This window comes from Zooshikella ganghwensis DSM 15267, from assembly GCF_000428585.1.
In the GTDB taxonomy this organism is placed as follows: Bacteria; Pseudomonadota; Gammaproteobacteria; order Pseudomonadales; family Zooshikellaceae; genus Zooshikella; species Zooshikella ganghwensis.
This window is the reverse complement of sequence record NZ_AUAF01000039.1, coordinates 1-14380: the sequence shown is the minus strand read 5'-3', so window position 1 is coordinate 14380 and position 14380 is coordinate 1. Positions and strand designations below refer to the sequence as shown.

Genomic DNA, 14380 nt, shown 5'->3' with positions numbered 1-14380 from the left:
TTAAAGATAGATAGCTGTTATAAAAGAACTGGTTTTAGCTGTAGTAATCATCTTTAACTGTTTGTTACCCACTCCCTACCCTTAGTATCCACCAAAGCTATCAACGACTACTGCCTTGATTATATAAGCAATAACTCCCAGGCAGAGCGCTCCAAATAATACGAAAGAGCCTAACTTTCCTGCTTTAGTTTTTCTGGCCAAATCAAAGACAATAAAAAACATAAAAATAATAAGTGCAGCGATAAGGCCTTGCATGAAAAGTGCTTCGTATTCTTCCCAGGTCATGGTGATACTCCAGAGAAAACAGCAAAAAAATAGCGCTATAGTGTATCGTAAAAGCATGTTATTGATAATTGTTTGTCTTAAGCTATTCCGCAGCTTTTCAAACGTGACTGTTTTTGTCACTTGTTGACCTGGTTAATGACAAAAAAAGTAACTAAATCAGCCGCTATAGTGATATAGGTCGCATTTTATTTTTGAATTTGTGATGAGGTTAACGTTAATTTGGGGCGTTAATTTGGCACATTAACTGCTCATAGTGCAGTGTTGTATTTTATGCCTCGTGTTGAGGTATATCGTTCCCGTAACGCTGCCTTAATTGGCATGTAATGCTTAAGTGCTCTTGGGGAAGCAACTAAAGAGAGCGGTTTTGCAGCGTGTTGAGTAAGATATGCTAAATTCGATACCTCTAATATTAATCCTGTGTTTATACATAAGTGGTTAATAACAGGGACAGCTTTAATAGCTTCTTGTGAGGTAAAAGCATATGGCGTTTGCGGGAACTTTTTACAAGCCTGAGGGAAAAGTTATGTCGTTTTACACTACAAACGAAACATTTCAGTCTGCCATGTCGTTAGTGCTTGGTCATGTCTCAGATCAAAACCAGATTAATGCTTTACCCTTGCTCAAATTATTGTTTTGTGTGTACTTGCCTGATGCTGCAAAGCTAATCACCAACTATCAGTTAAAATGTAGTGATGAAAGTATTTTAGAAAGCAGTAATTTATCCAGTCAGAAAAAGGTAATTGTTCAGCCTGATAAGTCAGCATTACATCATACTTTTTATAATATTCCCCAAGAGGCTATTCGATATACGGGTATTGAGGTCCATTGCTGCCAGAAAAGTCAGGAGTTTCCTCATGGACTTGCATTTCGTCAGCCTACCTCTACGAATGCAATGCTTTCAGTAAAGGAAGGGATTAGTGAATTATTACGTCTAGCGTTACATACTAAGCCAGTGTTGCCTGTGATTGTTGCGGGTAAAAGTATTACTGGAGGGAAGGCTATTCGCATTTATCGATTGGAGTTATCTGCCATTCAGCATTTAAGTAAAATGGTCAATAGTGGTATTCAGCAGGTCATCACTGATAAGCTACAACGTGTGTTTCAAAAGAAAGTGGCTTAGATTTAAAAAATACGAAACTCGTTGTCAGTCCTCTACAACGAGTTCATATGTTTTTAGTTAAAGATGAATCATCTTGCACAACTCATTATTCTTCAGCCGTACTGACGCCTAAGTGGCTAATATCATCATTACGCGAGAGGTTCCTAATTTCTTTAATTAAAGGAGAGGTCAGTTTAGCTTTAGTGAGCGTAGCAAGGAGCTCATCATAAAAATCAAGCTGCTGAAGGTACAGGGGATGTTGCTCTATATATTGCTGTAGCTCTGTGCCTTTAAGTTCAGTAGCTTCGCTGTACTTTAGAAATTGTCCAATCGTTTTTAATGCAAGTTGTGCTATACCATCAACCTCTTCCGTGCTAGGTGATAATGCACAGTGCATCGCCATACTTAAACTCAGTATTGCATCAGTGGCTGGATGTACTCCATACATATCAAATGCTTCACGATCTGGAATGTGCTGCTCTACTTGTGGTAACCATTTTTCTAAGGCTGCTTGATTTTGTTGGCCTGAAGCAAAGTCCCAAAGCAGATTTAATGCTTGTCGAAAAAGCTGTGTGTCACCGCTTTGGGTTAACTCTAAAAACAACTGATAGTTTGGCATACTCCGAGTAATGATGGCGGCTGCAAAACATATTTGCTGAGGGTGGGTTAATGGATTTAGTTGGCTAAGAAATGACGGGGTTTTCATGAGTGCGGTATCAATTAAAATTTTCTGACAGTTGTCGTATTGATTGCTTTATGCCTTGATATTTAAGTTAGGCACGGGACATAAATTTTCCAGTACTGGTATTCACTTTTACTTTTTCACCTGTAGTTATGTATTCAGGTACTTGTATTTCTAACCCCGATGATAATGTGGCTGGCTTTGTTCTACCTGTAGCTGTGGCGCCTTTGATGCCAGGACTGGTGTCAGTAATCGTTAGTACTACTGTTGTGGGTAGCTCAAGGGCTATAGCTTGATTATTAACCAGTAATAGCGTGATTTCCTGATTTTCTTCTGGCAAGTAATACACTTGCTGTCCAATATCAGCTGCTGCCAGGCTATATTGCTCATAGTTTTCAGTATCCATGAAGGTCAGCAGGTTATCCTCCCGAAACAATAAAGTACACTGTCGGCGCTGGAAGTCTGCATCGTCAAGCCAGTCATCACCAGTATAGGTTTTTTCCAGCTTCTGCTGCGATGGAATCAGTGTAAACCGGACTTTATACAATGTCTGAGCACCCCGAGATGAAGGCGAGTTTACCTCAATATCTCGAACTAAGCCCAGCGAATTGTTTATGTTGATAACATGACCTTTCGCTAAATCACTTGCTTTTGGCATCTAAGGAAGTCTCCCATTATTGTAAAAACGTCTGCCGAGATGACTCAGTGTCATCGGGGGTGTCTAAATGTATATGCTTTATTCGGTGACCCAGCAGTTGTACGGTGCCTTTATAGCGGTGTTCACCTGTTTGTGTAAACTCAAAGCGATAATACCGGAGTAAAGTGATTGAGCCTTGTTGGTTGCGTGAGAGCCGTGTTTTGATATTAGCAACAGTGTCATCCAGCAGTTGTAGTTGTAAATCATCACATGCCCGTTTGCCCGCGGCCCGGGCAATATCTTTGCATTGAATGCCATCAAGCCAAAGCCAGGTTACGGCAATACAGGTACAAATAAAAAGTCCTTCAAGCATAGTCTTAGTGGTACTTACATAGTTTAAGTGGTTCTAACATAGTTTAAGTGTTACTTGGTGGTTAGAAACGAAGAGTATAACGTAACTCGTAGGTAGGCATGCTATGTTGAAACACAGAAATTGTATATTGGCCAGTGGCTGGAAGAAATAACAATCTTTCTATCAAAATGTGATGGCTAAATAGGGTGAGTTGTTTGACAGGGTTGTCTAAAACAGGTGAGACTGATAATAAAAACGCCAGAGGACATGCGGAATGATAAAACTATATCGCTTTGGACCCGGCCTGGGGTTACCTGAGTTAAGTCCTTTTTGTATGAAAGTAGAAACATTCATGCGCATGTTTGATATACAGCACAAATCTCAATTTATTCGTAACCCTCAGGCTGGACCAAATGGAAAGCTACCTTTTATTAAAGCAGAAGATTTATTAATAGCTGACTCTTTTTTGATTATTAACTACTTAGTTGAACGCTTTTCATTGGATATAAAACAGGGGTTGTCTGCCAAAGCATTAGCATCGGGATACATGATGTGTCGCATGCTGGAAGAGCATTTTTATTGGATAATGATGTATAGCCGCTGGGTGGACAAGACAAACTGGCCTGTTATTAAAAGCTTATTAATGGAGAATATGCCCCCCGGGGTCGGGAGCTTTATTTCACTGATGACTCGAGGGCATGTGAAACGACAGTTATTAGCCCAAGGTTTAGGTCGCCATAAACCTGAAATTATTTACCAGCTTGGTTGTCGAGATTTATCAACCGTTGCCGATTTATTGTCTGGCTCACCATTCCTGTTGGGAGAAGAACCCTCAGTCTATGATGCTACTGCTCATGCCTTTTTGGCTGGAACGTTATGCACTACTTTCCCCTCACCTTTGCAACAACATGCTCAATCATTACCAATACTGACTGAGTACTGTGAGCGAATGAATCAGCGCTACTATCCAGAAGGGGAATAATGCAGTGAATAGCTAGCCTGAGGGCAACTAACAGGCTTCACTCTCAACAGAGAAAACGACAGCTAGTGTGTGAACTGCTTGCATTGAGTGTCAAATACTGATTATGCTAGTGTTTTTGGAGGTGACTTTAAGAATCACGGCTTATAGCGTATTTCTTGCTGTGATTTTATAAATCACATTCATCCTTTTCAGTTTTATTAGCTACACTGGATAGTAGTGATTCTGGCATATTTAAATGCCAGTCAATAAAAATAATACACAACACTTGAAAACGGGATTCATCAGTTGTGAAACGAAGAGTCTTTCTTGAAGGGGTATTAGCAGGCTCAACGGTAACCGTATCCTGTGCGCTTATGTGGGGGCAGTTAGCAAAGCAGGTTCAGCATCGAGTCGCTGCGCCTGGTGAACAGCCTATTGTCCTAACCGACCTGGAAGATATCCCGCAAACGATAATCGAGACTGTAACTACTCAGCCGGCAGTGGCTGAAAATGCCGTGTTGGTGCCAGGGGGTAGTAAAAGCCATGAGTATTTTGCTATTGATACCTTGACGCCAAGTCAGTCTGTACTTCCTGAACCGCTAGCCTATGAGCAGCCACAGTTATCTCATGTTCACAGCTCTCAGGCTGAGCCTCCCATTAACTTTGCCCAGAGTTACCAAACTAAAATAGATAATTTTGATACGTACCATGAAGGTGATGTAGTACTTTCTGAGCAAAAGTTTGAGCTGTTAAAAGCTACACTAGCGACTCTCACTGAGGCTCAACGTATTGTTGGGCACGGTAATTTTAATATTATTAATTTAGATACTATGCTGAAAACCTATTCTCGGTATTCAAAGCGTGGTGATTTTCCAAAAGATCAACTTGCGTTTATTGAGGAATTATTTTCTGCAGAAGCAAAAGAGTATGGCTTTTTTGGTGAAAAAATAATCACTCACCTTTCTGCGGTAGTGCCAGAAAAAGACATCAATAAAATTCCTGGAACAGGGCACTTTCTATTTCAAGGTGAAGCTTTAAAACTCTACAAAAAAGTGCGCTCAGAAGTGGGTGATTCTCTCATTCTCACTTCTGGTATTCGGGGTGTAATGAAACAGCTGCATTTATTTATGGCGAAGGCTGTACATGCCAAAGGCAACCTGTCTCAGGCGTCTCGCTCTTTGGCTCCACCAGGCCACTCCTACCATGCTATCGGTGATTTTGATGTGGGCTGTAAAGGCTTAGGCAAGCGAAATTTTACCAAAGACTTTGCAGAGACTGATGAGTTTAAAAAATTGCAGGATCTTGGTTATGTGAATATACGTTATACGCTGGATAATCAGTTTGGTGTTCGTTACGAACCGTGGCATATCAAAGTGGTTTAAGTCGCTTATACCCTTTTTTGCGGGTATATGATCTCCCTGAAAACAAGCTAAGGAAGATCTTTTTCAGTAAAAGGCAGGGGTGGACGAGGATACTGGGGGGCTAATTGAGAGAGTGAATGATGAAGGATACTGATAATTAGCCAGTCTCGAAACCAGGGGTGGTTAGCAGGCACAATATACCACGGGTTTGCCAAGCAATGGGTGAGCATAATTATGCGCTGACAGCCTTGGATAGCTAGCTCCCAGTTTTTTTGTATAACGTAGTCTTGTTGATTGATCATCCAATGTTTATCAGGGTCTCGAATACGTTGAACAAGGCGGCGTCGATGTTCTTGTTTACTAATATGTAAGTAAAACTTTATCACTAGAGTATGGTTATCACTCAGTAGCTGTTCAAAGTTGTTAATATGGTGGGCTTGTTTAAGTAGTTGTGCATTGTCTGGAAACTGTGTTGTTATTTCCAGCTCATGGATGATGTCATCGTAGTAGCTGCGACTGAAGACAGCAATATGACCTAAAGCCGGTACCCGTTGATGAAATCGATATAAGAAGTCATGTGCTCTGCTCAAAACAGTACTTTGAAAGTCGTGTACTGCGAGTCCTTGGGGGTTTAGTCCATAAAAAACATGCTTAATGGAATGCGCCTTTCCTGCAGAATCCAGCCCTTGGAACAACAGTAGCAGAGATGCTTTTTTTTCTGCCAGCATACATTGCTGCAAAGCACTTAACTCATGGTGTAATCGCTCAGTTTCTTTTTTGAGCAGGACTTTATCAGCATTGAATGTGTAGTTGGGATCATATGCCTTTAAATCAAGATCACCTTGAACAGGGGGGTTGAAGTAGGCAATATCCAACATATAGGTTCTCACTTACACCATACTCTACTCTGTAACTTACTGTGATATGGGCCTTCCTTAGCACCTACCCTTTCGGGTTAACCAAGCTAATAATGGTTGGACTCTTTGATAAATTTAGTTTAACCACTCAAGCCCGCAAGCAAGTAACTGTATTTATTGCGTGTAAGTGAGCATTTACTGTTAATTTATGTTGCTAATTCCTTGAAGCAAGGTACTGGTCATAATCAGGAATGCTTCTGGCGTAACGCTCTTCCATGAGTGGTGAGCTGATGAGGAAGTCCGCAGAAGTCAGATTACAGGCAATTGGGATATTCCAAACTGCTGCAATTCGTAATAGTGCTTTTACATCAGGATCATGAGGCATTGGCTCAAAGGGGTCCCAGAAAAACACCAAAACATCTATTTCACCTGTCGTGATTTTAGCACCAATTTGCTGGTCTCCACCCAATGGACCACTAATCAGTTTATGAACCGGTAAATTGAGTTCTGACTCAATAAGGGCGCCTGTTGTGCCAGTGGCGAATAATTTATGTTGACTCAGTTGTTGCAGGTTTTTATTTACCCAGTCAATAAGCTCTTGTTTTTTATTATCGTGAGCAACTAAAGCGATCTTTTTGTTTTTATCCATTTCGGCGTTTTTATACTGCATAACACACCTACCTAAACCAATAGTGGAGTAAAGTAGACCAGTTTACGTCAGTTTATACCCAAACGAGTATATTCTGATTTGTGGTGGAGCTATATACTGCTTACATTGGTCTCTGTATAGCTTCATCACAATGACTGCTCTGGTCTAAAGTCAAGATCATCTCACTAGTTGAGTCTAGCTGCTATGACTTATCTCCTAATTATGTGTTAACCATCAACAAAGCGAGCGCTTAATTGTTGATGGTGGCGATCTACCAAAAGAAAGGGAATCCAATAGCTGATTCCATATCCAAGCAAAAAGCTCCGAAGGCTTTGTGCTAGCAGGTATAGCCACTCCTCTGAGAAAACGCTTTTAGTGAGTATACCGCTAGTTACCCAGTATATGAGACCAATACCTAAACCCAGAAGAATGTGAGGAAAGCGGATGATGAATAGTGAGTTTGGCTTTGTAGACATCAGCTTCAGATAGCCAAAGATAAGTCCGGCGAGTAGAAAACAGTCTCTCACTAACCCTTTTAAAGACCATGGACTATGAATAATGTCTATGAAAGTTTGGTCATAAAGAGAGAGTGAACCAGCAGTAAAAGAGGGAGGGTTTATTAAGCGGTAGCAAATAGCGGTGATAAGTAACAAAACGATTGGCCCAATAAGTGCCAAAAAACGGTGACTTGAAGCATTTTGGCAGAGGCTGGTGAGTCGAGGCAGAGCTGTCAGGGACAGTAGACCAAGTAGAACGCCTGCCAGGGTTTGCGATGGAAAGTGGACACCCAGTGTGATACGTGAAATGGCGGTTAATAACACAATGGCAATGGCCAGCACCCAAAAGAACCAGTGCCGAACCCATAGCGCTAGTCCTAACCAAAAAACAGTGGCACTGAGGGCATGTCCAGAGGGCATACCAAAAGCAGTATCAGGCAAGTTGAGTAACAGCTCAGGATAAAGCCAGTAAGGGCGTGGGGCTGCAATAAGTAACTTGAGTAAATGATTGAGTGCACTACTAAAAAGTAATAAAAATAATAAAGGTTGTGCCTGCTGGCGATGATTCCGCCAAATTAAAAGCACAAGGATTAACACATAGGCTTCGCCATAGCCGAGCAATGAAAGCCAGCTAAGTCCACTGACGGCTCCTGAGGGTAGAGACTGGAAAAAGTGGATCAGGGGTAGGTCTATAGGTAAGGTCATTGCAACTCCACTAGCATTGATGATGTGAAATAACCTGATTCACACTTGCTTTACTCGGCTTTCCACTTGATATTGCAACCAATACTGGGTTTTTGTTCTGTACTAATGGGGTTATTACCTAACAATGCATCCATTACCATTCGTAGGTCTTGTCCCGTAACAGGGATAGTATTACCAGGGCGGGCACCATCAAATTGGCCTCTGTACACACAATACAGATTATGATCGAACAAAAAAAAGTCTGGTGTGCATTCTGCGTGATAGGCGCTTGCAGTTTGTTGGCTTTCGTCGTGCAAGTAAGGGAAGGGAAAATGTTTTTCTTTGGCGAGTTGATGCATTTTTTCTGGGCTATCGTCGGGGTGAGTTATCGCATCATTTGAGCAAATAGCCACAATGCCAATCCCTTTATCTTGATAGTCATGCCCTAAAGAAATGAGACCATCTAAAATATGTTTGACATAAGGACAATGGTTGCAAATAAACATAACCAATAGACCCAAATCTTTTTTGGCTTGGTTTAGAGATAGGGATTGTTGATTAACTGTATTAATAAGATTGAAGTCGGGAGCTTTTGTGCCTAGTGGCAGCATTGACGAGGGAGTAAGAGCCATAGAAAATCCTTTTTTTCGAGGGGATAAATCCTACTGCAACTGAATTATACTGCAATAATATAGGTATTATGCTACATTCATAGCGGCTAAAACATTATATCCTGTACAACGGGTATTTATACATAATATACAAAAATAACGCCTTAGAAATATGCCATTGTATCGAATTAGTTTTATGGCTGCAGGCCTAAAAACATATGAAGTTCTTGAACTGCCTTATCAAATAAAACGCGATAATGCCGATAATCTTTGTATTATTAACAATCGGCATATTATTGGTGATGAAACATTATTAGAGCGTTTAGTTCAGGAACGTTTACAGATAACACACCAAGTGTGTATTTTGGAAGCGACGATGCTGTGTGATGAAACAGATGGCCTTGTTTAGCTTGCGTGAGTTGCAAATAAAGCACTATTGGAAAATGGACCTGTAAACAGGCCCACGTGGTCCATACTTAACCCATGGACCACTAGTGAGTGACTATTTTGGCTGTGATGTTTTCTTGAAAAATGCACTAAAAGCCGCGTGTGCTTCAGGGCTTTTTAAACGCTCCGTAAATAGTTTCCCTTCTTGCTGCATGACATCTTGTACCGTGGATTTAATGCTTTGCTTCATTAACTGTTTTGTGAAAAGGATAGCTTGTGTAGGCTGTTTGCTGAGCTGGAGCGCAGCTTGCTTTGCGATAACCAGTGTTTGTGATGGGTCTTCGACTATTTGCGTGGTGAGTCCTGCTTCTTTGGCTTTGTAGCAGTCAAATGGCTGGCCGAGTAATAAGAGTTCAGCGGCTAACCGATGGCCGGCCAAAAGCGGTAATAAATAGCTTGAAGCAGCTTCGGGACATAAACCTAAATTAACAAAAGGTAATTGAAAAATAGCGTTTTGTCCGACATAAACTAAATCGCAGTGAAGCAAGAGTGTTGTACCAATACCAACAGCGTTGCCATTTACAGCAGCAATTAACGGTTTTTTTAAATTAGCGAGTGCTTGTAAAAACTGAAACACAGGACTGTCACTATCTTTAGGTGGGTTTAACATAAAATCATTTATGTCATTGCCACTGGTAAAGCACGTTCCACTGCCAGTAATTAAAAGGTTTTTAATGGAGTCATCTTCATCCGCAGCAAGTATCGCCTCAGTGAGTTGGGTATACATTGAATGGGTGAGTGCATTTTTTTTCTCAGGCCGATTAATTTGCAGAATTAGGCATCCATTCTCTTGCTCAACTAGAACTTCACTCACAGGTTAACTCCTTGCAGATAGGTACACGTTAATTTTTTTGCTTATTACTCCACCCTCAATATGGCAGAGCGCATTATTGGTTTTAGTATTATTTGTAGTGCTTGTTATATAGCGGGTATGCTGAGATAAGCTTAATTTAAACGACTGTTTGAAATAAGCTTAGAAAGATAGGTCCAGGTTGTCAACAGCCTGGTTAGAGACCTCTTCTAGGCCAAATGAGATAACAGAGCATTGGCTGAGTGGAATATTAAACTGTTGCAATGTTGTCCAGTATTCCATGATACGTGGTGTTGCGCCTGCAAAGAAAAAATGGCTTTGTTGCAGGTAGGTAAGTTGAGGCAAGCTATCTTTAGTCCAGCTACCAACCACTGTGTGGTAGGAAAGTTGCTGATTGTGGTGGCACAGCTCTCGTAAGGAGTCTTGTAGATAAAGATCTGCAACACTGGGGACATGATGTATTAAGTGAATAGGGCCTCGATGCTGATGCCAAAGAGCATCTTGAATAACGCCAAGCATTGCACCTAAGCCTACTTCAGCTGCTATTAGTACCAGGGGAGAGTGAGGGTTTTTTGACTGGTAATAACAGTCTCCCTGAACATCACACAGAGTGATAGTATCTCCTGGAGATGCGCTTTCACAAAGCCATTGGCTGATATTGCCTCCCGCAATTCGTTGCACATGAATAATGAGTTCTTGGTCTTGCTCTGGGTGACTCACCAACGTATAGGTGCGTTCATGTCCATGGTGGGTAAGCTTAATCTGCTGGCCGGGGTGGTAATCAATTAATCTTGAGGGTGAAATTTGTACCTGTTTGACGACCTGATTCAAGGCTGTAACAGATGTAATAATCGCAGGCATTGCATCGTGTTGGCGGTTAGGTAGACGTACCACTAAATCTGCGTCAGGGTGGCACTGACAGGCAAGAAAGCCATTTTTCTGTAACTGCTCCTGATTAAGGCCTTGCTGGGCAGCTTTGGGGGGTGTTCCTGCGGTAGCGTACATTAAGCAACTATGACACAAGCCTGCCCGACACGAAAAGGGGACTGAACAGCCTGCTGCAAGTAATTCGTCCAGCAGTATTTGCTGTTTGTCACAATGGATGTTCTGGTCCTTGAATTGAATAATTGGCATCGTTTTAAACCAATACTTGCAATAAGCGCTGTTTAACTTCAGCTAAGACCCTGCGCTACTTGTTGTACTTTTCTATTTAAGTTATCCATCTCCAACGTTAGAAGTGAATCAGTAAGGTGGATCTTCCACGTTGGCTCGATTTCACTATAGCGGGGTATATTCGATCCTAAGCTAATTTGAAATTACCTGGAGATGTCAGACCTGTAAAGGGGGAAGTGCTGCCAGGTATGAAAAATATGTTACTATTTCGGGCGAATAATATTACTAAGGTGAATTAACCGAGTATAAGGGAAAACTTGTCTGTCATTACATGTAAAGGTTCTGAGATAGACCTGTTGCGGTAGTGGCAGATATTTGTTGAATTAGATCCTTGGAGCCTTGAGTAAGCCTCATTAGAAAGGTAACTCTCGATTCATAGCCTAGCCTAAAAAGGTGTCGACAAAGGTCATTGCTTAGCACTGACAATAAAAGAGGCTGTACAGGTTCTGTCGTCTTTTTTCATTGTCTTGGTAGGTCTGTTGGTTGCCGGCATCTTGTATACAAGAGGAGTATGTATCCGCATGACCACCATTCGTCAAGAAGACTTTATCGCCAGTGTCGCTGATGCATTGCAGTATATTTCTTATTATCACCCCGTAGATTTTATTCAGGCAGTCCATGAAGCCTATCAAAAAGAAGAGTCAGAGGCTGCAAAAGATGCGCTTGCTCAAATTTTGATTAACTCTCGGCTCTGTGCTGAGGGACATCGTCCTATCTGTCAGGATACAGGCATTGTAACGGTCTTTCTAAAGATCGGTATGAATGTTCAGTGGCAAGCAACGCTAAGTGTCGAAGATATGGTCAATGAAGGTGTGCGCCAGGCATACACGCATCCTGATAATGTACTGCGTGCATCAATTCTTGCAGACCCTGCAGGCAAGCGGGTAAATACACGAGATAATACACCTGCTGTGATTCATATGCAGGTGGTGCCTGGTGATACCGTGGAAGTTCATGTTGCCGCTAAAGGCGGTGGTTCTGAAAATAAAACTAAGATGGCTATGTTGAACCCAAGTGACAGTATTGTTGACTGGGTAGTGAAAACAGTTCCAACGATGGGAGCAGGTTGGTGTCCTCCTGGTATGTTGGGTATTGGTATTGGGGGGACAGCGGAAAAGGCTGCAGTATTAGCCAAAGAGTCATTAATGGCACCCATAGATATTCATGAGCTACGCGTACGTGGACCACAAAACCGTATTGAAGAGCTTCGGCTGGAAATTATGGATGCAGTAAACAGCCTGGGAATTGGTGCTCAAGGCTTAGGAGGCTTGACGACGGTGCTGGATATTAAAATTCTAGATTATCCTACACATGCTGCCTCGTTACCGGTGTGTATGATTCCTAACTGTGCAGCGACTCGTCATGCTCATTTTACGCTAAATGGTGAAGGCCCAGCACTACAACAGCCACTGAAGTTGGAAGAGTGGCCAAATATTACTTGGGATGTGGGTCCTCAAGCGCGGCGAGTTAATTTGGATACGTTAACAGCTGAAGATATTAAAGAGTGGCAACCTGGTGAAACGGTTTTACTTTCAGGAAAAATGCTGACAGGGCGTGATGCAGCCCATAAGAAAATGACGGAAATGTTAGCCAGTGGTGAGAAGTTACCCGTAGACCTAAACAATCGTTTTATTTACTACGTAGGTCCTGTTGATCCAGTCCGAGATGAAGCCGTTGGTCCTGCAGGTCCTACCACATCTACCCGTATGGATAAATTTACTGAAACAATGCTTGCTGAAACAGGGCTAATTGGCATGATTGGTAAAGCAGAGCGTGGCCCTGTAGCCATTGAAGCCATTCGTAAGCACCAGGCTATATACCTTATTGCTGTGGGTGGAGCAGCCTATTTAGTGTCTAAAGCGATTAAAAAAGCAGAAGTGGTGGCTTTTCCAGAACTGGGAATGGAAGCTATATATGAGTTTGAGGTTGAAGATATGCCTGTAACTGTTGCTGTCGATAGTAATGGTATTTCTGTTCACCAAACGGGACCTAAAATCTGGCAGGAAAAAATTCTGGCAAAACAAGGTTAATAAGCTTACAAGTGGAGTGAAACGCTCTTTAAATTTTGCTGCATAACTTAAAAGCATAAAAGCCGATCAAGCTCAACGGCAGTATGTATTGCCTCATGGTAATGGTGAAACGCATAGCATCATGAGGCAGATGCTGACCGTTCGCTTTCTCCTTCTTTTCTTCGACGCTTATAAACGAACTGAATTGCATCTTCTACGGCGTCTTTGACTTTTTTCTCCATTTCTTTGCGTTCTTTAGGAGAAAGGTAGTAGGCCATATCGATATCATGATGAATGTACCGAGGAGGAAGGTGATTTAATGCAACACAGGCCACATCGACAATCATTTCATCTATCTCGGCTTGACCTCGATATTCCTGAGTAATGTACTCTATGACCATTGTTTCATAGTAGTTATGAAACTCTTCTTGCAAAGCCATGCTAGTAACCTCAACACACGCATTCATTAAATCCACAGCTTAAGGGGTAAGCCTTTATCCAAAGTGTAGATGATCATGAAGGAAAGGACATGATTCCAGATGGCTTGGCAAATAATCTGGTTTTAGTTGAAAAATGCAAGACGGACATAGGTTATTGGCTACAATCTTGATTTGTGACCGCAGTGACTGCATTTTATGCCATGTTTTATTGGGTAAAGTGGAAAATCAATACATAAGAACACAAGAAAAGCACATCGTTTTCCAAACTGGTAGTATTTGGTGTCAGTGCTACCACATTGAGGGCAAGGTATGCTGCTACTGCCTTCTTGTGAGAGCAGGTCGTGTGCTCGATCCTCACTTAAAAGGCGCTGGGCTTGATCAGCGTACTCTTCAGGAACTTGTAAACGAACTCCGCCCAGGGCATTTGAATACAACCACTGCATGTTAATCGTATGCTCATCAGCAATAAAAGCAGGAATGCCCTCAGCATCAAGTTTTGCCCATGCTATCTGGGCCTCATAAGGAAATGTAAATCTAGAAATTGTTACTAGCATTATCTTATAGCAATACTGTGGACACTTTTTGGCTGAGAGTCGTAGGTTGTACCAAAGATAGAAACTGCGAGAATGCGGTTATCAACGTCGTATTGTCACAGGAATCTATCTTTGGAAAGCATAGTAAAAACGGTTTTACGCTCAATGTCCAACGTTAATAAACCTCAACGCACATTTATAGCCGCATTGTTGACGACATTAATCGTATTTCAAGGCAAGGCAACCTATAGAAATATGAACCGTTACAGTGATATGAGTGAAAAACGTTTTA

At 41.8% G+C, this 14380-nt stretch carries 17 protein-coding genes; 5 read left to right on the top strand and 12 right to left on the bottom strand.

Annotation, left to right across the window (positions count from 1 at the left end; all coding sequences use genetic code 11):
* Window positions 1–81: 81 nt before the first annotated feature.
* A complete protein-coding gene (locus F607_RS0110830) occupies window positions 82–285 on the bottom strand; it encodes a DUF2788 domain-containing protein (protein ID WP_027708101.1) in 204 nt (67 codons plus the stop codon).
* 523 nt (window positions 286–808) lie between these two features.
* Here F607_RS0110830 and F607_RS0110825 point away from each other — a divergent pair.
* Complete coding sequence (locus F607_RS0110825; RefSeq protein WP_157365427.1) at window positions 809–1405, top strand: hypothetical protein; 597 nt, start codon at window positions 809–811, stop codon at window positions 1403–1405.
* Between the two features lie 85 nt (window positions 1406–1490).
* Here F607_RS0110825 and F607_RS0110820 read toward each other — a convergent pair whose 3' ends face one another.
* From F607_RS0110820 to F607_RS29215, 3 genes are all read right to left on the bottom strand, one after another.
* Window positions 1491–2090 carry a DUF416 family protein gene (locus F607_RS0110820; protein WP_084611200.1) on the bottom strand — a complete coding sequence of 200 codons (600 nt, stop codon included), beginning with the start codon at window positions 2088–2090 and terminating at the stop codon, window positions 1491–1493.
* Between the two features lie 67 nt (window positions 2091–2157).
* Window positions 2158–2724, bottom strand: a complete 567-nt coding sequence (gene efpL / locus F607_RS0110815) for an elongation factor P-like protein EfpL (RefSeq protein ID WP_027708098.1) — start codon at window positions 2722–2724, stop codon at window positions 2158–2160.
* A 16-nt stretch (window positions 2725–2740) separates the two neighbouring features.
* The gene (locus F607_RS29215) at window positions 2741–3076 is read right to left on the bottom strand and encodes a DUF3301 domain-containing protein (protein WP_051311316.1); all 336 of its coding nucleotides are present in this window, start codon (window positions 3074–3076) and stop codon (window positions 2741–2743) included.
* Window positions 3077–3329: 253 nt separating this feature from the next.
* Between F607_RS29215 and F607_RS0110805 the strand changes: the two genes are divergently transcribed.
* Together F607_RS0110805 and F607_RS29210 are read left to right on the top strand one after the other, a co-directional pair.
* Window positions 3330–4037: a glutathione S-transferase family protein gene (locus tag F607_RS0110805; RefSeq protein WP_027708097.1), complete on the top strand. Its 708-nt coding sequence runs from the start codon at window positions 3330–3332 to the stop codon at window positions 4035–4037.
* Between the two features lie 287 nt (window positions 4038–4324).
* Complete coding sequence (locus tag F607_RS29210; protein WP_157365426.1) at window positions 4325–5398, top strand: M15 family metallopeptidase; 1074 nt, start codon at window positions 4325–4327, stop codon at window positions 5396–5398.
* A 47-nt stretch (window positions 5399–5445) separates the two neighbouring features.
* On the opposite strand, the gene F607_RS29205 is transcribed toward F607_RS29210, so the two are convergent.
* From F607_RS29205 to F607_RS0110780, 4 genes are all read right to left on the bottom strand, one after another.
* On the bottom strand, window positions 5446–6255 hold the full coding sequence (locus tag F607_RS29205; protein ID WP_051311313.1) for a polyphosphate kinase 2 family protein: 810 nt from the start codon (window positions 6253–6255) through the stop codon (window positions 5446–5448).
* Window positions 6256–6448: 193 nt separating this feature from the next.
* The gene (locus F607_RS0110790; protein ID WP_027708096.1) at window positions 6449–6904 is read right to left on the bottom strand and encodes a methylglyoxal synthase; all 456 of its coding nucleotides are present in this window, start codon (window positions 6902–6904) and stop codon (window positions 6449–6451) included.
* Window positions 6905–7110: 206 nt separating this feature from the next.
* Window positions 7111–8085, bottom strand: a complete 975-nt coding sequence (locus F607_RS32760) for a phosphatase PAP2 family protein (RefSeq protein ID WP_027708095.1) — start codon at window positions 8083–8085, stop codon at window positions 7111–7113.
* A 50-nt stretch (window positions 8086–8135) separates the two neighbouring features.
* Window positions 8136–8696: a thioredoxin family protein gene (locus F607_RS0110780; protein ID WP_027708094.1), complete on the bottom strand. Its 561-nt coding sequence runs from the start codon at window positions 8694–8696 to the stop codon at window positions 8136–8138.
* A 151-nt stretch (window positions 8697–8847) separates the two neighbouring features.
* Here F607_RS0110780 and F607_RS0110775 point away from each other — a divergent pair, with 151 nt between their 5' ends.
* Window positions 8848–9084 (top strand): hypothetical protein, encoded by a 237-nt coding sequence (locus F607_RS0110775; protein WP_027708093.1) that lies wholly within the window; start codon window positions 8848–8850, stop codon window positions 9082–9084.
* A 93-nt stretch (window positions 9085–9177) separates the two neighbouring features.
* Here the strand turns inward: F607_RS0110775 and F607_RS0110770 are convergent, their stop codons facing one another.
* Complete coding sequence (locus F607_RS0110770; RefSeq protein ID WP_027708092.1) at window positions 9178–9936, bottom strand: enoyl-CoA hydratase; 759 nt, start codon at window positions 9934–9936, stop codon at window positions 9178–9180.
* Window positions 9937–10095: 159 nt separating this feature from the next.
* Window positions 10096–11067, bottom strand: coding sequence for a 2Fe-2S iron-sulfur cluster-binding protein (locus tag F607_RS29195; protein WP_051311312.1), 972 nt, complete (start codon window positions 11065–11067; stop codon window positions 10096–10098).
* 560 nt (window positions 11068–11627) lie between these two features.
* Between F607_RS29195 and F607_RS0110760 the strand changes: the two genes are divergently transcribed.
* Window positions 11628–13136 carry a fumarate hydratase gene (locus F607_RS0110760; RefSeq protein WP_027708091.1) on the top strand — a complete coding sequence of 503 codons (1509 nt, stop codon included), beginning with the start codon at window positions 11628–11630 and terminating at the stop codon, window positions 13134–13136.
* A gap of 119 nt (window positions 13137–13255) precedes the next feature.
* Here the strand turns inward: F607_RS0110760 and F607_RS0110755 are convergent, their stop codons facing one another.
* On the bottom strand, window positions 13256–13582 hold the full coding sequence (locus F607_RS0110755; protein WP_027708090.1) for a late competence development ComFB family protein: 327 nt from the start codon (window positions 13580–13582) through the stop codon (window positions 13256–13258).
* Window positions 13583–13713: 131 nt separating this feature from the next.
* Window positions 13714–14109, bottom strand: a complete 396-nt coding sequence (locus F607_RS0110750; protein ID WP_027708089.1) for a putative signal transducing protein — start codon at window positions 14107–14109, stop codon at window positions 13714–13716.
* Window positions 14110–14380 lie beyond the last annotated feature (271 nt).